The sequence below is a fragment of the Mesorhizobium sp. M0590 genome (assembly GCF_040320905.1).
Taxonomy (GTDB): domain Bacteria; phylum Pseudomonadota; class Alphaproteobacteria; order Rhizobiales; family Rhizobiaceae; genus Mesorhizobium.
Genome location: NZ_JAMYQN010000001.1, coordinates 124,561 through 144,453, shown reverse-complemented (window position 1 = coordinate 144,453; position 19,893 = coordinate 124,561). Strand labels below are relative to the sequence as shown.

23 protein-coding genes are annotated in these 19,893 nt (G+C 64.3%); 14 read left to right on the top strand and 9 right to left on the bottom strand.

The window, feature by feature from the left end; translation table 11 throughout:
- Positions 1-13 precede the first annotated feature (13 nt).
- The gene (locus tag NKI52_RS00720) at positions 14-820 is read left to right on the top strand and encodes an alpha/beta hydrolase (RefSeq protein ID WP_023677888.1); all 807 of its coding nucleotides are present in this window, start codon (positions 14-16) and stop codon (positions 818-820) included.
- Positions 821-823: 3 nt separating this feature from the next.
- On the opposite strand, the gene NKI52_RS00715 is transcribed toward NKI52_RS00720, so the two are convergent.
- Positions 824-1,126, bottom strand: coding sequence for a BolA family protein (locus NKI52_RS00715; protein WP_023677889.1), 303 nt, complete (start codon positions 1,124-1,126; stop codon positions 824-826).
- 133 nt (positions 1,127-1,259) lie between these two features.
- On the opposite strand from NKI52_RS00715, the gene NKI52_RS00710 reads away from it, so the two are divergent.
- From NKI52_RS00710 to NKI52_RS00685, 6 genes are all read left to right on the top strand, one after another.
- The gene (locus NKI52_RS00710; RefSeq protein WP_036238769.1) at positions 1,260-1,889 is read left to right on the top strand and encodes a J domain-containing protein; all 630 of its coding nucleotides are present in this window, start codon (positions 1,260-1,262) and stop codon (positions 1,887-1,889) included.
- A 123-nt stretch (positions 1,890-2,012) separates the two neighbouring features.
- Positions 2,013-2,999: a cobaltochelatase subunit CobS gene (cobS, locus tag NKI52_RS00705; RefSeq protein ID WP_352451201.1), complete on the top strand. Its 987-nt coding sequence runs from the start codon at positions 2,013-2,015 to the stop codon at positions 2,997-2,999.
- An 11-nt stretch (positions 3,000-3,010) separates the two neighbouring features.
- The gene (gene cobT, locus NKI52_RS00700) at positions 3,011-4,909 is read left to right on the top strand and encodes a cobaltochelatase subunit CobT (RefSeq protein WP_023677891.1); all 1,899 of its coding nucleotides are present in this window, start codon (positions 3,011-3,013) and stop codon (positions 4,907-4,909) included.
- Positions 4,906-5,931 carry an esterase-like activity of phytase family protein gene (locus tag NKI52_RS00695; RefSeq protein WP_352570587.1) on the top strand — a complete coding sequence of 342 codons (1,026 nt, stop codon included), beginning with the start codon at positions 4,906-4,908 and terminating at the stop codon, positions 5,929-5,931. Before cobT ends, NKI52_RS00695 begins: the two co-directional genes overlap by 4 nt.
- A gap of 188 nt (positions 5,932-6,119) precedes the next feature.
- Positions 6,120-6,488 carry an ArsR/SmtB family transcription factor gene (locus NKI52_RS00690; protein WP_352570585.1) on the top strand — a complete coding sequence of 123 codons (369 nt, stop codon included), beginning with the start codon at positions 6,120-6,122 and terminating at the stop codon, positions 6,486-6,488.
- Complete coding sequence (locus NKI52_RS00685) at positions 6,485-6,970, top strand: SRPBCC family protein (protein ID WP_352570584.1); 486 nt, start codon at positions 6,485-6,487, stop codon at positions 6,968-6,970. Before NKI52_RS00690 ends, NKI52_RS00685 begins: the two co-directional genes overlap by 4 nt.
- A 56-nt stretch (positions 6,971-7,026) precedes the next feature.
- Here NKI52_RS00685 and NKI52_RS00680 read toward each other — a convergent pair whose 3' ends face one another.
- The 3 genes from NKI52_RS00680 to rpmB all read right to left on the bottom strand — a co-directional run bounded on the left by NKI52_RS00680 (position 7,027) and on the right by rpmB (position 8,822).
- Positions 7,027-7,701, bottom strand: coding sequence for a polyamine aminopropyltransferase (locus NKI52_RS00680; RefSeq protein ID WP_352574909.1), 675 nt, complete (start codon positions 7,699-7,701; stop codon positions 7,027-7,029).
- Positions 7,702-7,763: 62 nt separating this feature from the next.
- Positions 7,764-8,444 (bottom strand): queuosine precursor transporter, encoded by a 681-nt coding sequence (locus NKI52_RS00675; protein ID WP_352574911.1) that lies wholly within the window; start codon positions 8,442-8,444, stop codon positions 7,764-7,766.
- Between the two features lie 81 nt (positions 8,445-8,525).
- A complete protein-coding gene (rpmB, locus tag NKI52_RS00670) occupies positions 8,526-8,822 on the bottom strand; it encodes a 50S ribosomal protein L28 (protein ID WP_006328411.1) in 297 nt (98 codons plus the stop codon).
- Positions 8,823-9,504: 682 nt separating this feature from the next.
- On the opposite strand from rpmB, the gene NKI52_RS00665 reads away from it, so the two are divergent.
- From NKI52_RS00665 to NKI52_RS00655, 3 genes are read left to right on the top strand one after another with little or no spacing between them, the layout of a single operon-like run.
- Positions 9,505-10,296, top strand: coding sequence for a DUF3108 domain-containing protein (locus NKI52_RS00665; RefSeq protein WP_023677897.1), 792 nt, complete (start codon positions 9,505-9,507; stop codon positions 10,294-10,296).
- A gap of 41 nt (positions 10,297-10,337) precedes the next feature.
- Entirely contained in the window at positions 10,338-11,225 is an 888-nt protein-coding gene (gene yddG, locus NKI52_RS00660) for an aromatic amino acid exporter YddG (RefSeq protein ID WP_352577248.1), read from the top strand.
- Positions 11,222-11,893: a lysoplasmalogenase family protein gene (locus tag NKI52_RS00655; protein ID WP_352696790.1), complete on the top strand. Its 672-nt coding sequence runs from the start codon at positions 11,222-11,224 to the stop codon at positions 11,891-11,893. Before yddG ends, NKI52_RS00655 begins: the two co-directional genes overlap by 4 nt.
- A 4-nt stretch (positions 11,894-11,897) precedes the next feature.
- On the opposite strand, the gene NKI52_RS00650 is transcribed toward NKI52_RS00655, so the two are convergent.
- Complete coding sequence (locus NKI52_RS00650) at positions 11,898-12,326, bottom strand: cupin domain-containing protein (protein ID WP_352696788.1); 429 nt, start codon at positions 12,324-12,326, stop codon at positions 11,898-11,900.
- A 20-nt stretch (positions 12,327-12,346) separates the two neighbouring features.
- Positions 12,347-13,114: a hydroxyacylglutathione hydrolase gene (gene gloB / locus NKI52_RS00645; protein WP_352570579.1), complete on the bottom strand. Its 768-nt coding sequence runs from the start codon at positions 13,112-13,114 to the stop codon at positions 12,347-12,349.
- A gap of 98 nt (positions 13,115-13,212) precedes the next feature.
- Between gloB and NKI52_RS00640 the strand changes: the two genes are divergently transcribed.
- The 3 genes from NKI52_RS00640 to NKI52_RS00630 all read left to right on the top strand — a co-directional run bounded on the left by NKI52_RS00640 (position 13,213) and on the right by NKI52_RS00630 (position 16,827).
- On the top strand, positions 13,213-13,983 hold the full coding sequence (locus NKI52_RS00640) for a class I SAM-dependent methyltransferase (RefSeq protein WP_352451212.1): 771 nt from the start codon (positions 13,213-13,215) through the stop codon (positions 13,981-13,983).
- Between the two features lie 128 nt (positions 13,984-14,111).
- On the top strand, positions 14,112-15,944 hold the full coding sequence (locus tag NKI52_RS00635) for an ABC transporter ATP-binding protein/permease (RefSeq protein WP_352593900.1): 1,833 nt from the start codon (positions 14,112-14,114) through the stop codon (positions 15,942-15,944).
- Between the two features lie 76 nt (positions 15,945-16,020).
- On the top strand, positions 16,021-16,827 hold the full coding sequence (locus NKI52_RS00630) for a DUF1194 domain-containing protein (RefSeq protein WP_023677905.1): 807 nt from the start codon (positions 16,021-16,023) through the stop codon (positions 16,825-16,827).
- An 18-nt stretch (positions 16,828-16,845) separates the two neighbouring features.
- On the opposite strand, the gene NKI52_RS00625 is transcribed toward NKI52_RS00630, so the two are convergent.
- Positions 16,846-17,871: an RNA polymerase subunit sigma-70 gene (locus NKI52_RS00625; protein ID WP_023677906.1), complete on the bottom strand. Its 1,026-nt coding sequence runs from the start codon at positions 17,869-17,871 to the stop codon at positions 16,846-16,848.
- A 42-nt stretch (positions 17,872-17,913) separates the two neighbouring features.
- On the bottom strand, positions 17,914-18,660 hold the full coding sequence (locus tag NKI52_RS00620; RefSeq protein ID WP_023677907.1) for an SDR family NAD(P)-dependent oxidoreductase: 747 nt from the start codon (positions 18,658-18,660) through the stop codon (positions 17,914-17,916).
- A gap of 234 nt (positions 18,661-18,894) precedes the next feature.
- On the opposite strand from NKI52_RS00620, the gene NKI52_RS00615 reads away from it, so the two are divergent.
- Positions 18,895-19,215: a DUF1330 domain-containing protein gene (locus NKI52_RS00615; RefSeq protein WP_023677908.1), complete on the top strand. Its 321-nt coding sequence runs from the start codon at positions 18,895-18,897 to the stop codon at positions 19,213-19,215.
- A 25-nt stretch (positions 19,216-19,240) separates the two neighbouring features.
- Here NKI52_RS00615 and metW read toward each other — a convergent pair whose 3' ends face one another.
- Positions 19,241-19,855: a methionine biosynthesis protein MetW gene (gene metW, locus NKI52_RS00610; RefSeq protein WP_023677909.1), complete on the bottom strand. Its 615-nt coding sequence runs from the start codon at positions 19,853-19,855 to the stop codon at positions 19,241-19,243.
- Positions 19,856-19,893: the final 38 nt, after the last annotated feature.

Sequence of the window (19,893 nt, the reverse complement as noted above, 5' to 3'; positions counted from 1 at the left end):
CAGTCAGGAGTTGATGACGATCGATCGGCGAAGCCTGCTTCTGGCGTCGATGGCGGCGCTGCTGCCGGGACAGGCGGCGGCATTGCGGCTGCGTTCGCCGTCGCCCGAAACCTTCGACTATGGGCCGGCCAAGCTCGACATCTATTCCCGCGATGGCGCAAGCGGCCTGCCGGTCGTCTTCTTCGTCCATGGCGGCGCCTGGCGGGTCGGCAACCGCAACAATGTCAATTCCAAGCCTGGTTTCCTGCTCGACAATGGCTTCGGCTTCGTCTCGATCGACTACCGGATGCTGCCTGAAGCCGACGTCGCCACCCAGGCGGCAGATGTCGAACTGGCCTATCGTTACGTCCGCGCCAACATCGCCAGGCATGGCGGCGATCCGGACCGGATCGTCGCCATGGGCCATTCGGCCGGCTGCCATCTCGTCGCATTGACCGGGCTGCGCGGCGGCCTGCCCGGCGTCGCGGCGCTGGTTCTCGACGACACCAGGGCCTACGATCTGGAGGCGCTGGCCAGAAGCGGCGGCATGGCAGGGGTCTATGCCCGCGCCTTTCCCGATCCGGCGCAGTGGCGCGCGCTGTCGCCTGTCACCTATGTGGAAGGCCGCAAGCACCCGCCGACCTTCATCGCCCATTCGCGCGCGAAAGCCCGCGCGGCGGACGCGCAGGCCTTCGCCGAGCGTCTGCGCGCCACCGGAACCAAGGTCACGCTGTTCGACGGCAGCGACTATTCGCACATGTCGATCAATCGCGACTTCGGCACCGAAGGCGATGCATTGACCGCAGCGGTGATGGCCTTCCTGAGGGCGAGCCTCGGCTGAAATTTACCAGCGGGTCTTTTCACCGGGCGCCACCGGCTCGATTGCCAGGGCGTGGACGCCGGATTTCAACTCCTCGGCCAGCAGATCGTTGACTGCGCGGTGACGTTCGACGCGGCTCATGCCGGCAAAGGCGGGGGCGACGATGCGGACGCGGAAATGCGTCTCGCCAGTGCCGTCGAAGGTGGCGTGATGGCCGGAATCCACATGATGATGCCCGGCATGGAGATGGCTTTCGTTGATGACGTCCAGCCGTTCCGGCGAAAACGCCTTTTTCAGCTTACCTTCCATCGTTGCCTGTATGGACATCGCCGCTTCCCTTCACCACATCTATGTCATCGCACAAAATTCGCAATTCGCCGGTTTTATGCCGCGATTCAGCGGTTAGGGCGATCATCGCGAAAATGTCAATTCTTGTTTCGCATCAGCGAACAGCCCATAAATGGGTGAGATGAAGCCGTACCCAAAATATTTCGAGAAGATTCGCATCCGCCCGGAGAAGGACGCGGAGCTGAAGTCGCGTTCGCCGATCTGCCAGTGGGATGGCTGCAAGGAGGCCGGTACCCACCGTGCCCCGGTCGGACGGATGAAGGAAGGCGAGTATTTCCAGTTCTGCTTCGACCATGTGCGCGAGTACAACAAAGGCTTCAATTATTTCTCGGGCGTTCCCGACACCGAGATCGCCCGCTTCCAGAAGGAAGCCATGACCGGCCATCGGCCGACCTGGAAAATGGGCGTCAACGGCGCCTCGACCCGCTCCTCGCCGGACTTTGCCCAGGCGCGCTCCGGTCGCGCCGGCTACTACAATCGCATGCGCGATCCGTTCGACCTGTTCAAAGGCCCGAAAGACCCGCGCGAAGCACGCGAGCGCAAGGCCAAGCCGCTTGAGGCCAAGGCACTGGAAACGCTTGGCCTTGATACAAAGGCAACTGGCAAGGATATCAAGGCGCGCTATAAGGAACTTGTGAAACGCCACCACCCGGATGCGAATGGCGGCGACAGAGGTTCGGAAGACCGGTTCCGCGATGTGCTCCAGGCGTATCGCGTGCTCAAGCAGGCAGGTTTGTGCTGAGCGACCATACGGTTCGTGTCGCTTTCCAACTTTCATAAGGTTGGAAAAGGCTCTAAGACCGCCCCCGAACAAAATCGATTGCCGGCGAAACGCGGCGTTTCGCTTGTGGAGACGTTGATAGAGATGAACAAGGTCGATCGCGACATCGCCAACCTGCCCGACACCACGGTGTCGGTGAAGGAGACATTCGGCTTCGACTCCAAGATGGTGGTGCCGGCCTATGCGGTGACGAGCGAGCATGTCCCCGACATCGATCCGGACTACCTGTTCGACAAGAACACGACCATGGCGATCCTCGCCGGCTTTGCCTACAATCGCCGGGTCATGGTGTCCGGTTACCACGGCACCGGCAAGTCGACGCATATCGAACAGGTCGCCGCCCGCCTCAACTGGCCCTGCGTGCGTGTCAATCTCGATAGCCATGTCAGCCGTATCGACCTCGTCGGCAAGGACGCCATCGTGGTCAAGGACGGGCTGCAGATCACCGAATTCCGCGACGGCATCCTGCCCTGGGCCTACCAGCACAATGTCGCACTGTGCTTCGACGAGTACGATGCCGGCCGTCCGGACGTGATGTTCGTCATCCAGCGCGTGCTGGAATCGTCGGGCCGGCTGACGCTGCTCGACCAGAGCCGGGTCATCCGCCCGCACCCGGCCTTCCGGCTGTTTTCGACCGCCAACACGGTTGGGCTGGGCGACACCACCGGCCTCTACCACGGCACCCAGCAGATCAACCAGGCGCAGATGGACCGCTGGTCGATCGTCACCACGCTGAACTACCTGCCGCACGACAATGAAGTGAACATCGTGCTGGCCAAGGCCAAGCACTACCGCGATGGCAAGGGCAAGGAGATCGTCAACAAGATGGTGCGCGTCGCCGACATGACGCGCTCGGCCTTCATCAACGGCGATTTGTCGACGGTTATGAGCCCGCGCACGGTTATCACCTGGGCCGAGAATGCCGAAATCTTCGGCAATATCGGCATGGCGTTCCGGCTGACCTTCCTCAACAAATGCGACGAGCTGGAACGCTCGCTGGTCGCCGAATTCTATCAGCGCGCCTTCGGCGAAGATCTGCCGGAATCGGCTGCCAATGTGGTGCTGGGCTAAGCAGAGTCTCGATGGCGGGTCCGGGCGACAACACGCGAAACAAATCCAAGACCGGCGCTGAGAATGACAGCTTCAAGCGCGCCGTCACCGTCTGCATGCGCGCCATTGCCGGCGACAAGGATCTCGAGGTCGGCTTCGCCAAGGACCGGCCGGCGCTGGCCGGCAGCCGCGCCCGGCTGCCCGAATTGCCGAAGAAGGCATCAAAGGCCGACATCGCCATCACCCGCGGGCTCGGCGATTCCATGGCGCTGAAGCGCGCCTGCCACGATGCGCGCATCCACACCAGGCTGGCACCGGAAGGCAAGCAGGCCCGCGCCATCTATGACGCGGTCGAGCAGGCCCGGGTGGAGGCGATCGGCAGCCGCGCCATGCAGGGCGTCGCCGACAATATCGGCTCGATGCTGGAGGACAAATACGCCAGGGCCAACCTCATCGACGTCAAGGACAAGGCCGACGCGCCGATCGAGGAGGCGCTGGCGCTGATGGTGCGCGAAAAGCTGACCGGCCGCACTGTGCCGAAGAGCGGCGAACGGCTGGTCGATCTCTGGCGCCCTTGGGTCGAGGAAAAGGCCAGTGCCGATCTCGACGGGCTGTCGGCAAAGCTCGACGACCAGCAGGCGTTCGCCCGCGTGGTGCGCGAGATGCTCGCCTCCATGGAAATGGCCGAGGAGCTCGGCGATGACCAGGAGACGGAAGACTCGGAGGACAACGACGAAAACCAGCCGCAAGGCGAGGAGCAGAGCGAGGAGGGCGGCGAAGACGATTCGGGCTCCGAGCAGTCGCAGTCCGAGGATACAGAGGCATCGTCGGACGACGAGCAATCGGCCGAGACAGAGGCCTCCGACGCCACCGCCGAGGATCTCTCCGACGATGACGACGCCGATGCGGAGACGCCCGGCGAGGCGCGCCGCAACGACAATCCCTTCACCAATCTGCCGAAAGAGATCGACTACAGGGTCTTCACCACGGCCTTCGACGAGACCGTAGGTGCGGAGGAACTGTGCGAGGAGGAGGAGCTCGACCGGCTGCGCGCCTTCCTCGACAAGCAGCTCGCCAACCTTTCCGGCGTCGTCGGGCGGCTGGCCAACCGGCTGCAGCGCCGCCTGATGGCGCAGCAGAACCGCTCCTGGGATTTCGACCTCGAAGAAGGCTATCTCGATCCGGCACGGCTGGTGCGCGTCGTCATCGACCCGATGCAGCCTTTGTCCTTCAAGCAGGAGCGCGATACCAAATTCCGCGACACGGTGGTGTCGCTGGTGCTCGACAATTCGGGTTCGATGCGCGGCCGGCCGATCACAGTCGCCGCCACCTGCGCCGACATCCTGGCGCGCACGCTGGAACGCTGCGGCGTCTCGGTCGAAATCCTCGGCTTCACCACCCGCGCCTGGAAGGGCGGGCAGGCGCGCGAGAAATGGCTGAAGGAAGGCAAGCCGCCGAACCCCGGCCGGCTCAACGATCTGCGCCACATCATCTACAAATCCGCCGACCATCCGTGGCGGCGGGCGCGCCGCAACCTCGGCCTGATGATGCGCGAGGGCCTGCTCAAGGAAAACATCGATGGCGAGGCGCTGCTGTGGGCGCACAACCGGCTGATCGCGCGGCCGGAGCAGCGCAAGATCCTGATGATGATCTCGGACGGCGCGCCGGTCGACGATTCGACGCTGTCGGTCAATCCGGGCAATTATCTCGAGCGGCATCTGCGCGCCATCATCGAGCTCATCGAGACGCGCTCGCCGGTCGAGCTTTTGGCCATCGGCATCGGCCACGACGTCACCCGCTACTATCGCCGCGCCGTCACCATCGTCGATGCCGAAGAACTGGCCGGCGCCATGACCGAGCAGCTGGCCTCGCTGTTCGCCGAGGAAACCGTGCGCGACACGCGGCGCGGCGGCATGCGGCGCGCCGGATGATTTTTTCCCGCGGCGGCTTTTGGCAGAAGCTTTTGGCCGCCATCGCGTTGTTCGGCATCACTTTGGCCCCGGCTGTCGCTGCCGGGCCGGCCTCGGTCGAGCCGGCCGAAATCTCGGCCCGGCCCATAACCCAGTTTCGCATCGGCAATGACGAAAAACAGTTCGGGCCGCTCGAATTCGTCGGCGGGCTCGAAATGACCTCGTCGACGCGCGATTTCGGCGCGCTGTCGGCGCTTCGTTTCCTCAAGCCAGGCAGCGATTTCATCGGCGTCGCCGACACCGGCTTCTGGTTCTTCGGCACCCTCGTCCACGATGCCGACAAGCGGCCTTCCGGCATCCAGAATTTTCGCATGCAGCAGATGGTCGATGCGGCCGGCCAGCCGATCGACGAGAAATGGGCGGTCGATGCCGAAGGCCTCGCGGTCAAGGACGGCATTGCCACGGTCGGTTTCGAGCGCGATCACCGTATCGCCGAGTTCAAGATCGATCCGGACGACATGAAGGCGCCGTTCAGGCAATTGGACTTCCTGATCCCGGCCTGGGAACTCCGCCGCAATCGCGGCTTCGAGACCGTCACCCGCGCCCATCCTTACGGGCAGCACGCGGGCGGGCTGGTCGTGGTGTCGGAAAAGAGCCTCGACAAGACCGGCAACATCTTTGCCGCGATCATCGAAGGGCCGCGCAAGGGCGTCTTCACCATCAAGCGCAATGGCGATTTCGACATCACCGACGGCGCCTTCCTGCCGGACGGCGACCTGTTGCTTCTGGAGCGCAGTTTTTCGATGGCCGGCGGCGTCAAGATGCGGCTGCGGCGCATATATGGCGAAAGCGTCGAGAAGGGCGCCGTCGCCGACGGGCCGGTGCTGCTCGAAGCCGACATGGGCTACCAGATCGACAACATGGAAGCGCTCGACGTGTGGACCCGCGACGATGGCGCGCTGATCGTGTCGCTGATGTCCGACGACAACCACTCGATCCTGCAGCGCAATCTTTACCTGGAATTTGTGCTGCACGAGGATTGACGCGCGACCGGCCTGCTGGCTGACAGCATCGCTGGCGTTTCCGCGCCGTTTTGCAACGCAGGCAATTTCCCTTGCAATTTCCCCTGGCAATGACCCGCGTCGCGGGTTTTCCAGCCGGCTCTCACCATCAGCAAAAATACTTTAGCCGTGACTTGACAATTTGTGTCATCGGCGAAATACTCAAGTCCATGCTTAAGTATTCCGAGATCGACAGCATCCTGCGGGCTCTTGCCGAGCCGACGCGCCGGGCAATCCTGGAAAGGCTGAGCCGCGGGCCGGCCACCGTCAGCCAGTTGGCGGAGCCGTTCGGCATGACCTTCGCCGCCGTGCTCCAGCACCTCCAGGTGCTTGAAGCGTGCGGGCTGATCCGCAGCGAAAAGATCGGGCGCGTGCGCACCTGCCGGATCGAGCCCGGCGGGCTAGCCCCGCTTGCCGACTGGATCGCCGCGCGCCGTACGCCGGCCGAACGCCAGCTCGACCGTCTCGGCCAGATCCTGGCGGAGACTGACCAATCGAAAGCAACAATCCACGAGCAGGAAAAGGACGAAAAGAAATGAACCAGATTGCCCCTGTTAACGACGAGCACTCCGTCATCCATTCGACCTTCACGATCGAGCGGACCTATCCGCAATCGCCCGAGCGCGTCTTCTTCGCCTTTGCCGACAAGGCGACGGTGCGGCGCTGGCGCGTCGAAGGCGACGGCTTCACCATCGCCGAATTCACCTTCGATTTCCGTGTCGGCGGCGGCGAGGTTTCGCGGTTCAGCTACCAGGGCGGCCCGGAGATCAGGCTCGATGCGCAGTTCCAGGACATCGTCCCTGACCGGCGCATCGTATTTTCATACCGGATGGCGGTCGGGGCGCAGCCGCTGTCGGCGTCGCTCACCACGGTCGAGCTTGCACCTTCCGGCGAGGGCACCCGCCTGACCTATACCGAACAGGGTGCGTTCTTCGATGGCGTCGATTCAGCGCAAGGGCGCGAGGAGGGCACACGCGGGCTGCTGCAGGCGCTCGCCGCCGAGCTTCAGAAGGCGAAGTAGAGGTTCGTGGGCGTACCGGGCGGCGTCCACAAGGCCCGCCCGGATTGCGAGGTGGCCTATTGCCCTTTGCTCGCGAGCCAGACGATGTGACGGGCGCCGCGCTTGCCGTGAGCCCGCACCTTGACCTCCTCGACCGTGAAGCCGGCCTGCCTGAGCCGCCGGGTGAAAGCTGCGTCAGGGCCTTGCGACCAGACCGCCAGCACACCGCCGGGTTTGAGCGCAGCGCGTGCGGCGCTGAGGCCGGCTGCGTCGTAGAGCGCATCGTTGGCCTTGTAGACGATGCCCTCGGGGCCGTTGTCGACATCGAGCAGGATCGCGTCCCAGGCCGAAGCTTGCGATCGAATGAGCTGCCCGACATCGGCCTCGCGAATGCCGACACGCCGGTCGTCAAGGCAACCGTCGAAAACTTCGGCCATCGGGCCGCGCGCCCACGCCACGACCGCCGGCACCAATTCGGCAACGGTGACCTGCGCATCGTCGCCGAGCTCGGCCAGCGCTGCGCGCAAGGTAAAGCCCATGCCGAGGCCGCCGATCAGGATGTTTGGGGTCCGGCGGCCGGCAATCCTTTGACAGGACAGTTTCGCCAGCGCCTCTTCGGAACCGCTGAGCCGGCTATTCATAAGCTCGTTCGCGCCAAGCATGATCGAGAATTCGCTGCCGCGCCGCTTCAGGCGGAGTTCCTGTCCGCCGTCAGGCGTTTTTGCCGAGTCCAGTTGAAGCCAGGGGATCATGCTCGATAGTCTTTGAGCATGATCTTGTCCGAAAACCGGTTCCCACTTTTCGGGATCATGCTCTATGCCGCCAGTGCCGGCTGGCTCCAGCGGGCGGCAAGCAGCCGGTAGGGGATCAGCGCCACCACCGCTATGACCAGCTTGACGCTGAGATCGCCGAGCGCCCAGGAGACCCAGCGCATCGTCTCGACCGGCAGCACGCCCATCAGCGGTGCGGTTTCCAGCGCAAAGCCGTCGTTCGGCCCGGCGAAGGCGAAAGCCGCCGCGAAGGCGACGGTGAAAAACACCACCGTATCGAAAACGGAGCCGACCAGCGTGCCGACGATCGGCGCGCGCCACCAGCTCTGCCGGCGCAGCCGGTTGAACACGGTGACGTCGAGCAACTGAGCGGTGAGGAAGGCGGCACCCGACGCCGCGGCAATGCGCACCAGCCGGTCGGCGGCGGTCTCGAATTCGATCAGGCCGTGGCGAAACAGCAGCGGTGGGATGACGATCGAGCAGACCACCGCTGTCATGAAGCCGACAAAGACGATCCTGCGCGCCACCGCCGGGCCGTAGCGGCGGTTGGCGAGATCGGTGACCAGGAAGGAGAACGGATAGGTGAAGGCGCCCCAGGTCAGGATGTCAGCCAGCGACAACCCGCCGATTGAACCCTGCATCGGGAACTGCACAAGGATGTTCGAGGCCACGACGACGAGCGCCATGGCCGCCACGAAGGGCAGGTACCGCGAGAGGAAAGTCATTTTTTTATCCTGGGTAATGGAACCAGCGGAACGCGATCCGGAACCGGATCACGCCCTGGAAGGCGGCTGCCGCCGAAAAACTCAGGCGGCCGGCTGTTCGGCGAGCTTCTTGGCGATCTGCTTCTTCAACAGGCGGGCGCGCTGCGACAATTCCTTGGCATCGGCCTTGGCCAGGAAGGCATCGAGGCCGCCGCGATGCTCGACCGAACGCAGCGCGTTGGCCGAAATGCGCAGGCGCACATTCTGGTTCAGCGCTTCCGAGATCAGCGTCACATTGACGAGATTGGGCAGGAAGCGACGCTTGGTCTTGTTGTTGGCGTGGCTCACATTGTTGCCGGACATGACTGCCTTGGCAGTGAGTTCGCAGGTGCGGGACATGGTTCTAACCTTCGGTTCTCGGTCCTGGCCAAACATTCGACCCGCGCCGGGTGGCGCGCGGTTTCGGTCAGGCGGCCTTATGGAAAAAGTTGGCGTTCCATAGTTGCATTTCGCCGAGGCGTCAAGCTTGGGGTTGCTTCGGGGATGGGGAATCGCACTTTCGGAGTAGGTGTCGTCGGTGAAGCTGCTGATCGCCCCCTCAGGAGGAGATGTTGCTGTCCCGCGGATCTCTCAAGACCTGGGTTCCTCGCCCACCGCGAAGCGGGGGAGAGGTGGCCGCGACGCGGCCGGAGAGGAGCCTTTTCGTAGAGCGCGGTTCCCCCTCTCCGTCTCGGCTTCGCCGAGCCACCTCTCCCCCACTTTCGTGGGGCGAGGAACGCAAGCTGGAGTGAAGCCGCAACCCTTTCCCTCTGCCGGGCCGAGGCAGATCGGCAAATTCGTCGAGGTCGCCACATTTTGTTCTTGCTTTGTGCCGGCAGCTATGGTACTAATTTTGGTATGGTGCCAATTGGCTCCAACGACCCGCCCGCCGAGGCGGGTTTTTTATTTTGGCCGTCGACCAGCCCCAACGTTGCCTGCCGACGGCGCCTTTCACATTAAGGCCGGAATTCAGCCTATAAGCGGTCGCACAGGGACATGCCAGACCGGAGCCGCCCGTCCGGTCGACAATCAAGGACCCGCCATGCCTCGTTCTTTCCTCCATGCCCTGGTCGTGCTGATGGCCGTCGCGCTTTCGACGACGGTTTCGGCCGCTGAGCCGCAATCCTTCACGGGCGAATATTCGGTGTCGTTCCTCGGCCTCTCCGTGGCCAAGGCGAAATTCTCCAGCCATTACGAGGGTGACACCTATTCGATCGAGGGCAGCGTTTCCGCCGCCGGGCTCGCCACTTTGTTCGACGATACGCGAGGCACGATCTCGTCGAAGGGCAAGATTTCGGGCAAGCAGTTGCAGCCGCAAGCGTTCCACGCCGACTACACGTCCGGCAAGAAGGCATCGATGATCGACATCCAGTTTGCCAACGGCGTCGTCACCTCGACCAAGGTCGTGCCTGAGCCGAAGAAGCGCAATCCCGAGAATTGGATACCGCTGGTCGGCAGCCATCTCGTATCGGTCCTCGATCCGATGGCCGCGACCGTCATCCATGCCGACAGCCTCGACCAGGTCTGCGGGCGCACGGTGAAGCTCTATGACGGCGAAATGCGTGCCGATCTCAAACTGACCTACGAGTCCAAAGGGTCGATCTCGGTGACCGGCTACGAGGGCGATACGGTCACCTGCAGGCTGGGCTTCGAGCCGGTGGCCGGCTACCGCAAGAACCGCAAGGCGCTGAACTACCTGAAGAAACGCAGCCGCATCATGGTGACGTTTGCACCGGTCGGCCAAAGCGGCGTATATGCGCCGATCCGCGCCACGGTCAGCACGCAAATCGGCCCGTTGACGATCAGCGCGGAGCGGTTCGAAGCGAACGAATAGGCGTGATGGTGCGCCGCCAACGGGGCACGGGGGCGACGGATATGGCGCGCGCAACACTGATCGGCTTCTCCGCGGTCGCCATGTGGGCGCTGCTGGCGCTGCTTACGGATGCTTCGGGCGCCGTGCCGCCGTTCCTGCTTTCGGCAATCACCTTCACGATCGGCACTTGCGTCGGGCTGGTTGCCCGGCTGTTCATGCCGGCAGCCGATGGCGCCGCGAAGATACCGCGCCAGGTCTGGGTGATCGGCATTGCCGGCCTGTTCGGCTACCACTTCTTCTACTTCACCGCGCTGCGCAATGCGCCGGCCGTCGAGGCCAGCCTGATCGCCTATCTGTGGCCGCTGCTGATCGTGCTGGGGTCGGCGCTGATGCCTGGCGAGCGGCTGGCCTGGAACCACGTCGCCGGCGCGCTGCTCGGCCTTGCCGGCACGGTCCTGATCGTCACCAAGGGCGGCGGGCTTGCCTTCGACGCGCGTTATGCCTTCGGCTATGCCATGGCGGGCGTCTGCGCGGTGCTGTGGTCGTCCTATTCGCTGTTGTCGCGGCGCTTCCCGTCGGTGCCGACCAGCATCGTCACCTGGTTCTGCGCCGCCACCGCGGCCCTTTCGCTCGTCTGCCATCTGTTGCTGGAAGAGACGGTGCTGCCCGCCGGCGCCGGCCAGTGGCTGGCCGTGCTCGGCCTCGGTCTGATGCCGGTGGGGGCGGCGTTCTATGCCTGGGACATCGGCGTCAAGCGCGGCAACATCCAGGTGCTGGGGGCGGCGAGCTATGCCGCGCCGCTGCTGTCCACCCTGGTGCTGATCGCCGCCGGCTTCGCCGAGCCGTCATGGCGCATCCTCGCCGCCTGCGTGCTGATCACCGGCGGCGCGGCACTGGCGGCGAAATCGCTGTTCCTGCGCAAGAGGGCCGCGAGCGAGGCAAACGCATGATGCCGTTTCCCGGCGGCATCGATGCCAATGCCAATGCGACGCTGCTGTTTTCGCTGGCGGCGGCGGTGATTTACGCGTTCAGCCTCGGCATGCCGCCGCGCCTTTCGCGGTCGGCGGCAAGGACATTGGCGGTGGCGATGCTGGCGGTGCTGGTCGCGCAGCAGGGCGGCCCATGGCTGCTCGTCGCCGCGCTGGGCGTCAGTGCCGTCGGCGACGCCTTCCTGTCGCGCGACGGCGAGAAGGCATTTCTTGGCGGCACGGCCAGTTTTCTTGCCGCGCACGTACTTTACGTCGTGCTGTTCCTGCGCGCCGGCAGCGGCCTCGGGCTGCTCTCGGCCGAACCGTGGCGAGGAATTATTGCCCTGGCGATGGCCGTGTTGGCGGTGGCGATGGTTTTCGCGCTCCGGCGCCGCATCGGCCCGGCCTTGCGTTTGCCGATTGGCATCCATGCCGCGGCGCTGCTTGGCATGGGCATTGCGGCGCTCACCCTGAACAGCGTCTGGGTCGTCGGCGGCGTCGTCCTGCTCATGCTGTCCGACGGGCTGCTCGCCGCGGAAAAGTTCCTGCTGCCCGCCATCTCGCCGCACCGCGCCTGGATGCGCCACGCAGTCTGGACGCTGTATTATGCCGGCCAACTGGCGATCACGCTGGGTTTGCTGCTGGGCTAGGTGCCTAGGGCGTTCCCGGCAGCCAGCCTGGTTCGGCCAGTTCGAAGGCGGCGAAATCGAAGCCCGGCGCCACGGTGCAGCCGACCAGCGTCCATTCGCCGAGGCTGCGCGCCGACTGCCACCAGCCTGCCGGCACGACGATCTGCGGCCGCTCGCCCGCGGCAAGCGCCGTACCGAGGATCTCCTCGATGACGGGACCGCCTTCTCGATGTATCGACAGCGCCAGCGACGCACCGTCATAGAAATGCCAGACCTCGGCCGCGTCCTTGACCCGATGCCAGGCCGACAATTGGTCCTTCTCGAGGAGGAAATAGATCGCCGTCGAATGGCCGCGCGTGCCTGCCGCGCCGTCGCGAAAGGTCTCGGCATACCAGCCGCCTTCCGGATGCGGCTTCAGGCCGAGCAGGGCGATGATTTCGGCGGAACTGGTCATGCCCTAGCTCCTGGTGCCGCTCAGAAATTGTCCTTGCGCTTGCGGATCTCGGCGAACACTTCGGCGTCGGAGGCGTTCTCGAGGCCGAGATGCCTGCGGATCGCCGGATCGTGCCAGCGCAGGAACGGATTGGTCGACAGTTCCTCGCCGATGGTCGTCGGCAGCGTCGGTTTGCCGTCGGCGCGCAGCGCCTCGACTTTCGCGGCGCGCTCTTTCAGCGCCGAATTGGTCGGGTCGACGGTGAGCGCGAAACGGGCATTGGCCAGCGTATACTCATGGCCGCAATAGACGACCGTCTCGGCCGGCAGCGCCGCGAGCTTCTTCAGGGATTCGTACATCACCGGCGGCTTGCATTCGAGCAGCCGCCCACAGCCGAGCGCAAACAGCGTGTCGGCGGCGAAAGCCACTTTCGACGCCGGCAGATGATAGGTGACATGGCCGGCGGTATGGCCGGGTGTGGCGATGACCTCGATCCGCTCATCGCCGAGGTGGACGACCGAGCCTTGCTCGACGGTTTCGTCGATGCCGGGAATCTTTGCCTTTTCGGCTTCCGGCCCGACAATGCGCAGCTTGAAGCGCTCCTTCAGCGCCAGATTGGCCTCGACATGGTCGAGATGGTGGTGGGTGGTCAGGATCATCGTTGGCGTCCAGCCGGTGCGCTTGATCGCTGCCAGGATCGGCGCCTCCTCGGGCGCATCGATGAGCGCCGTCTGACCGCTTTTCGGGTCATGCACCAGCACGCCGAAATTGTCGCTGCGGCACATGAATTGTTCGATCTCGACCGGCATCGCATCTCTCCCTTTATTGCCGCAGACATAGGGCGCCTGCCAGCCGATGTCATCTGCCTTTGTTGAACTTGGACTGCTTCGAAGCTACCGTTCCGCGCATGCATTCAGACATTGTCGATCTCCGTTCGTTTTATTCGACCACGCTCGGCCGCCTGGCCGAACGCTCGATCACCATGGCGCTGTCCTCGATATGGGCCGTCGTGCCCAACGAGCGGCTGGTCGGCCTCGGCTACACCTTGCCGTGGCTGGAGCGCTTCGGCAGCGATGCCGAGCGCGTCTTTGCCTTCATGCCGGCGACACAGGGCGCAGTGGTCTGGCCGGCGACGGGGCCGACGGCGACCGCCCTGGTCTTCGATGAGGAACTGCCGCTGGTCGATTCCTGCATCGACCGCATGCTGCTCGTCCATTCGCTCGAACATGTCGAGAACCCACGCGAGACGCTGAACGAGATCTGGCGGGTGCTGTCGCCGGCCGGCCGTGTCGTCATCGTCGTGCCCAACCGGCGCGGCGTCTGGGCACGCTTCGAGCATACGCCTTTCGGCAATGGCCGGCCGTTCTCGCGCGGCCAGCTGACCGAATTGCTGCGCGAAGCGAATTTCACACCGGCGGCGTGGTCCGATGCGCTGTTCTTCCCGCCGTCGCCGCGACGTTTCATGATGCAGTTCCATAATGTGCTGGAACGCGCCGGCCGGCGCTTCTGGCCGATCTTCTCCGGCGTCATCGTCGTCGAGGCGCAGAAGCGGCTCTATCAAGGCGTGCCGGTCGCCCAGCGCGCGTCCCGCCGCGTCTTCGTGCCGGTTCTCTCGCCGCATGGCGCGCCGACGCTTGGCCGGCTGTCGCGGGCCGAACACCCGGCACCGCCAGGATGACGCGTTCGTGATCCGAGACGTGCTTTTTCACGCCTATCTGACGATATCAGGTTTGCTGTCCGATTGAAGGCCGTGCGGCCGATCCCTATGACCGGTTTGGCATTGCTCCGAATGCAAGGATTTAACCGATGGATGATCGTCCGGATGTCGAGGCCAGCGCCCAGAAGCTTGCCACGTCGATCGAAGCCAGCAGCCTGCGTGAGCAGCTGGCAACAATCAAGATAGCGCTGACCACCTCGCCGGTGCGAAAACAATTGCTTTGGGCAGCGATCGGCATCGTCGCCGTCATCGTGGCGAGCTCGATCGGGCAGGTTCTGCTCAATCGCTGGAACCAGCCTTTCTACGACGCGCTGGCGCGGCGCGACATGCCGGCTTTCCTGCATCAGCTTCTGGTCTTTGCCGGCATCGCCGGCGGGCTTGTGGTGCTCAATGTCGGCCAGACCTGGCTCGACCAGATGCTCCGCCTGAAGCTGCGCGAGGCGCTGACGCTCGACCTGATCGACGAATGGATGCGGCCGGCGCGTGCCTTCCGGCTGACCCATGCCGGCGCCATCGGCGTCAATCCCGACCAGCGCCTGCAGCAGGATGCCGGGCATCTCTCCGATCTTTCCACCGGTCTTGGCATCGGCCTGCTGCAGTCCTGCATCCTGCTTGCCTCGTTCGTTGGCGTCCTGTGGTCGCTGTCTTCCGGCTTCGTCTTCCACATAGGCGGCCATTCGCTGGCCATACCCGGCTACATGGTCTGGGCGGCGATCCTTTATGCTGGCACCGCCTCCTGGTTGAGCTGGCTGGTTGGGCGGCCGTTGATCCGCTTCAACAACGATCGCTATACGCGTGAAGCGGAGCTGCGCTCCTCGGTGGTTCGCGTCAACGAGAATGTCGATGCCATCGCGCTGGCGCATGGCGAGGCCGATGCCAGGCGCCGGCTCGAATTCGATCTCGGCACGGTGCTGGGCGCCATGCGGCGCATCTACAGCGCCCAGATCAATCTTTCCTGGGTTACCGACACCTATGGCTGGATCACTGTCGTCGCGCCGATCCTGGTCGCCTCACCGGTCTATTTCGCCGGCGATATCAGCTTTGGCGGCTTGATGATGGCAGTCGGCGCTTTCAACCAGGTCCATTCGTCGCTGCGCTGGTTCATCAACAATATCGGCGGCATCGCCGATTGGCGCGCTACGCTGATGCGGGTCGCCGACTTCCGCATCGCGCTTGGCGACACCGACGCGCTGCACGATACGGAACGGCGCATTTCGTTCGGCGAAAACCCGGACGGCAGCCTGACATTCGAGAAACTCGAGATCGCCTCGCCGGAGGGATGCACCAAGCTTGCCGAGCCGCATGTCGAAATCCGCGCCGGCGACCGGGTCATGATCACCGGAGATCCGGGCGCCGGCAAGACGCTGTTCTTCCGGGCCATTGCCGGTCTGTGGCCATGGGGCAGCGGACGGATCGGCATGCCGGCCGGAGAAGCGCCGATCTTTGTTCCGCGTACCCCCTATTTTCCGCTCGGCAAGCTGCGCGAGGTGCTCAACCATTCAGACGGCGCGGCGGAGGCGAGCGATGCCGAGATCTCGGAGGTGCTGGCCGATGTCGGGCTGCAACGCCTGTCGTCCTCGCTCGATCGCTCGGCGCGCTGGGAGCGTGAGCTCAGCGACGACGAGCAGCGTCTGCTGGCCTTTGCCAGGCTGGCCTTGCGACGGCCGAAATGGGTGATCATCGACGAGGCGCTGGACGCGTTCGACGGCCCAACGCTGAGGCAAGTGCTGTCGATGCTGGAGAAGCGCCTTCCCGACGCCGCGATCCTCAATATCGGCCGCGGCCAGCACAATGCCCGCTTCTTCCGGCGGGCGTTGACCATCGTCAAGGATGCCGGCCAACCGCCACTCAAGCCGGCCCGTATCAGGGCAGGTGCCATCGAACCGCCGCCGGTTATCGTTTCGGCTGGCCGAAAGAAATAGAAGGCAAGCTTTATTTCGCCGCGATCGCGGCGAAAAACTGTCGCGATCGTTTCAGATGGGAACGTTCCGATCAGCCATGCTTGACGCTCTCGCCCTGCTCGCCTGCCTTGCCTGCACCCCGGCGGCACCTGCGGCCGCACCGGCCAATGCAATTGCCGTCGATGTCGAGCTGGTGCTGGCCGTCGACATCTCGCAGTCAATGGATGAAAGGGAGTTTGCCCTGCAGCGCGCCGGCTATGTCGCGGCGCTGCGCCACCCCGACTTCATCAACGCCGTGCGTGCCGGCACCTTCGGCCGCATCGCCATCGCCTATTTCGAATGGGCCGGCACCATCCGCGACGATGCGGTCATTGCCTGGCAGGTCGTCGACAGCAAGGAGAGCGCCAACGCTTTCGCCGACAAGATCGCGGCCCGCCCGTTCAGGAGCTTTCGCGGCACCTCGATTTCCGGTGCTGTGGCTTTCGGCGCCGAGCTTTTCAACGGCACGGCCTTCACCGGCAAACGCCGCGTCATCGACGTCTCGGGGGACGGCCCAAACAACACCGGCTTGCCGGTCACAACGGCACGCGATGCGGCGCTGGCGAAGGGCATCGTCATCAACGGGCTGCCGATCCTGATCAGCCCGTCACCCACCTTCAGCCATCTCGACCGGTATTATGCCGAATGCGTTACCGGCGGGCCGGGCTCGTTCGTGCTGCCGATCTATGCTGCTTCCGAATTCGCCACCGCCACTCGCCGCAAACTGATCCTCGAGGTCAGCGGCATCGAGTATCCCAAGGTGGATCCGAGGACGATCCGCATCGACGCACCGATCGACTGCCTGCAAGGCGAGCGCGACCGAAGGTTTTTCTCGGACCCATATTTCCCGGAACTTGACCGATAAGGCTGGCCCAGGGGTAAGCTAGGCTGGTGGCAGGCCGAAGGCCGGGAACAGAGATGGCCCGAGCGGCCCTATGAAGATCGTCAAGGAAGCGATCCCGCCCTCGGCTGCGTCGAACACATGCAGGGAATGGGCCCGCCATTCAGGGCCATCGTGGCTGCGGGAATAAACCCCGACCGCCGGCTGGGCATTGGCCCGGGTGGCCAGCGTGCGAAAGCCGCCAAACCTCGGCCAGACGGTCTCGAAGAAACCGCGGATCGCTTCGCGGCCTTGATACCATTCACGCCAAGGCGGCATGGTGTAGATGGCGTCCTCACGCAGCAGCTCGATCAAGCTGTCGAGATTGGCGGCCTGCCAGGCCTGCATGTAGCGTTCGAGCAGCAGGCCTTCTTCGCGGCTGGGCCGTGATCGGCTGGCCGGCCGTCCCTGAGGATAGCGCGCCGCCAGCGTTACGCGGGCCCGCTGCAACGCGCTGTTGATCGAAGCCGTCGATCCGCCCAGCAAACGCGCCGTCTCGACAGCCGACCATCCGAGGACGTCGGCAAGCAGCAGCGCGGCGCGCTGCCTGGGCGGCAGATCCTGGATCGCCGCGACGAAGGCGAGCTGGACGGCCTCGCGGCTCTCGTAACGGGCTTCCGGACCTGGCTCGCTGCCGGCAATGTCTGGAAGCTCGGCGTCGGGGTAGGGCTCCAGCCAGGCGATGTCGGCTACGGGCCCGCCTATGGCCGCCCCGTGCGAGGGCTGCCGTCCGGGTTCCCGGAGAATGCGACGCGCCCTCGACCTCGCCTTGATGGCGTTGAGGCAAGCGTTGGTCGCGATCATGTAGAGCCAACCGCGAACCGAACCTCGCCCGTCGAACTCCGATCTTGCGCGCCAGGCGCGAAGCAACGTGTCCTGGACGAGGTCGTCGGCCTCGTGCAGCGAACCCATCATGCGATAACAATGCAGCTTGAGCTCGCGGCGATGGGCGGCCGTGACCTTCTCGAAGGCCAGCCGATCGAGGATCGGCTGGCGTGCTGGTTCCAGAGGTGGTTGAGCGTCTGTCATGTGGCTTGTGCGGTTACGAGCGAGCGTTGCATTACGCGCCCCTCAGGCGGCCGGGGCAAGCCCGCTACCGCTCACCATGAAGGAACTGCCTTGCGGCTGGCCGGTGGCGAGTGCGACCACCGCCCGTCCGACATCGGCCGGCGTTTGCATGTCGGTCATGGCGGCGATGAAGTCCGCCGGCTGGATGCCCATATAGGCCGCTATGCTGTCGACGCCGGCCTTGCCCACGCCGGTTTCCGGCATGATGCGCATCGGCGCGAGCGCCATGAAGCGCAGGCCGAGGCCAAGCCGGTCGGCCTCCTTCTGGCTATGACCGGCCAGGAACATCTGCATGCGTTTTGCGCCGGCATAGCCGCCGGCGTTCGGTGGTCCGCCGGTCAAGGCCGCGCCGCTGGAGATCAGAACGATCCGGGTCCCCGGCTTGAGCGGACGCCGCAGAGCGGCCCGGCAAAACAGGAACGACGCCTTGACGTCCGTGTCCCAATTTGCCGAGAACGCCTTCCAGTTCTGTTCATGCACCGGCGCAGAAGGCGCCAGCGCGCCTGCACAGATCACCAGCACGTCCGGCTCAAGCGCGGCGAAGACCTTATCCGGGGCGGAGTCCACCGTAGCATCGACCGCGAGCGTCTTCACGCCCGAGACCTCCCAGGCAAATTGCGCCAGGGCCTGTTTTCCGCGGGCAACGGCCAGCACCGCCGCTTTCTCCTTGAGAGCGGCCTCCGCGATCGAGCGGCCGACACCACGGCTGCCTCCGACGACGACGACATTCTGATTTTGCAACGATCCCATGGATCACCTCTCGTTCCCGGCCGCCGGACCATCCAGGCGCGCTCATCGATAAGGACAGCGCAGGTGTGCCAAAATCATCGGTGCCAGGTGGAAATATCTTTCAGGTGACGGCAGCCGCGCTTCGTTTTTGTATTCAGTGTCATTACCTCTGGGGTAATCGACCAGCGCATTACGTCTCGGCAAACTGCTCCCATCAAGCCGGTTGTCCGGCCTTCGACCACAAGGAGATACGCCATGACCGCCTACGCCGTCGCCCATATGCGCCAGGTCACGCCGGGGCCGCAGATCGTCGAGTACCTGCACAAGATCGATGAAACGCTGGAACCGTTTGGCGGCCGCTTCGTGGTGCACGGAGGCGAGGTGGAAGTCGTTGAAAACACCTGGCCGGGCCACCTCGTCATGATCGAATTTCCAGACATGCAGCAGGCGCGCGCATGGTACCGCTCGCGCGCCTATCAGGAGATCTTGCCGCTGCGCACCGAGAATTCTCAGTCCGACGTGGTCCTGGTCGATGGCGTTGCGCATCCGCACAAGGCCACCGACGTTCTCGAATAAGGGGACGATCTGCGACGATTGGCTCTTATCGTTTCAGCAGAAACACCGCCTGCTGGCCGAAAAAATTCCAGAACCACCACGGCATCGAGAAGCCGATCCGCTGGCCATTGGCGTCGAGCGCGGTCGCCTTTTCCACCGTCGCGCCAAGCTCGTCGCACAGATTGACGAAATCGCGAATGGTGCAGAAATGGATGTTGGGGGTGTCATACCAGGAATAGGGCAGGTCCCTGGTCACCGGCATGCGGCCGTTGAAGAGCAACGAAAAGCGCACCCGCCAGTGGCCGAAATTCGGGAATGAGACGATGGCGCGGTTGCCGATCCGGAGCAGTTCGTCGAGCACCAGCTTCGGATTGCGTGTCGCCTGCAAGGTCTGCGACAAGACGACGAAGTCGAAGCCCTTGTCGGGATAGAATTGGAGATCCTTGTCGGCATCGCCCTGGATGACCGACAGGCCACGCGCCACGCATTCGTTGACGCCGCGCTGCGACAGCTCCAGGCCGCGGCCATCGACCTTCTTGGTCGCCTGCAGCAATTCGAGCAGCAGGCCGTCGCCGGAACCGACATCCAGCACCCGCGACTGCGGCGGGATGAGATCGGCGACGACTTCGAGGTCGACGCGCTGGGCGCGGTTGACGCTCATGCGTTCGCCTCTTGCCTGGCGCATGATCCTGATCCGAA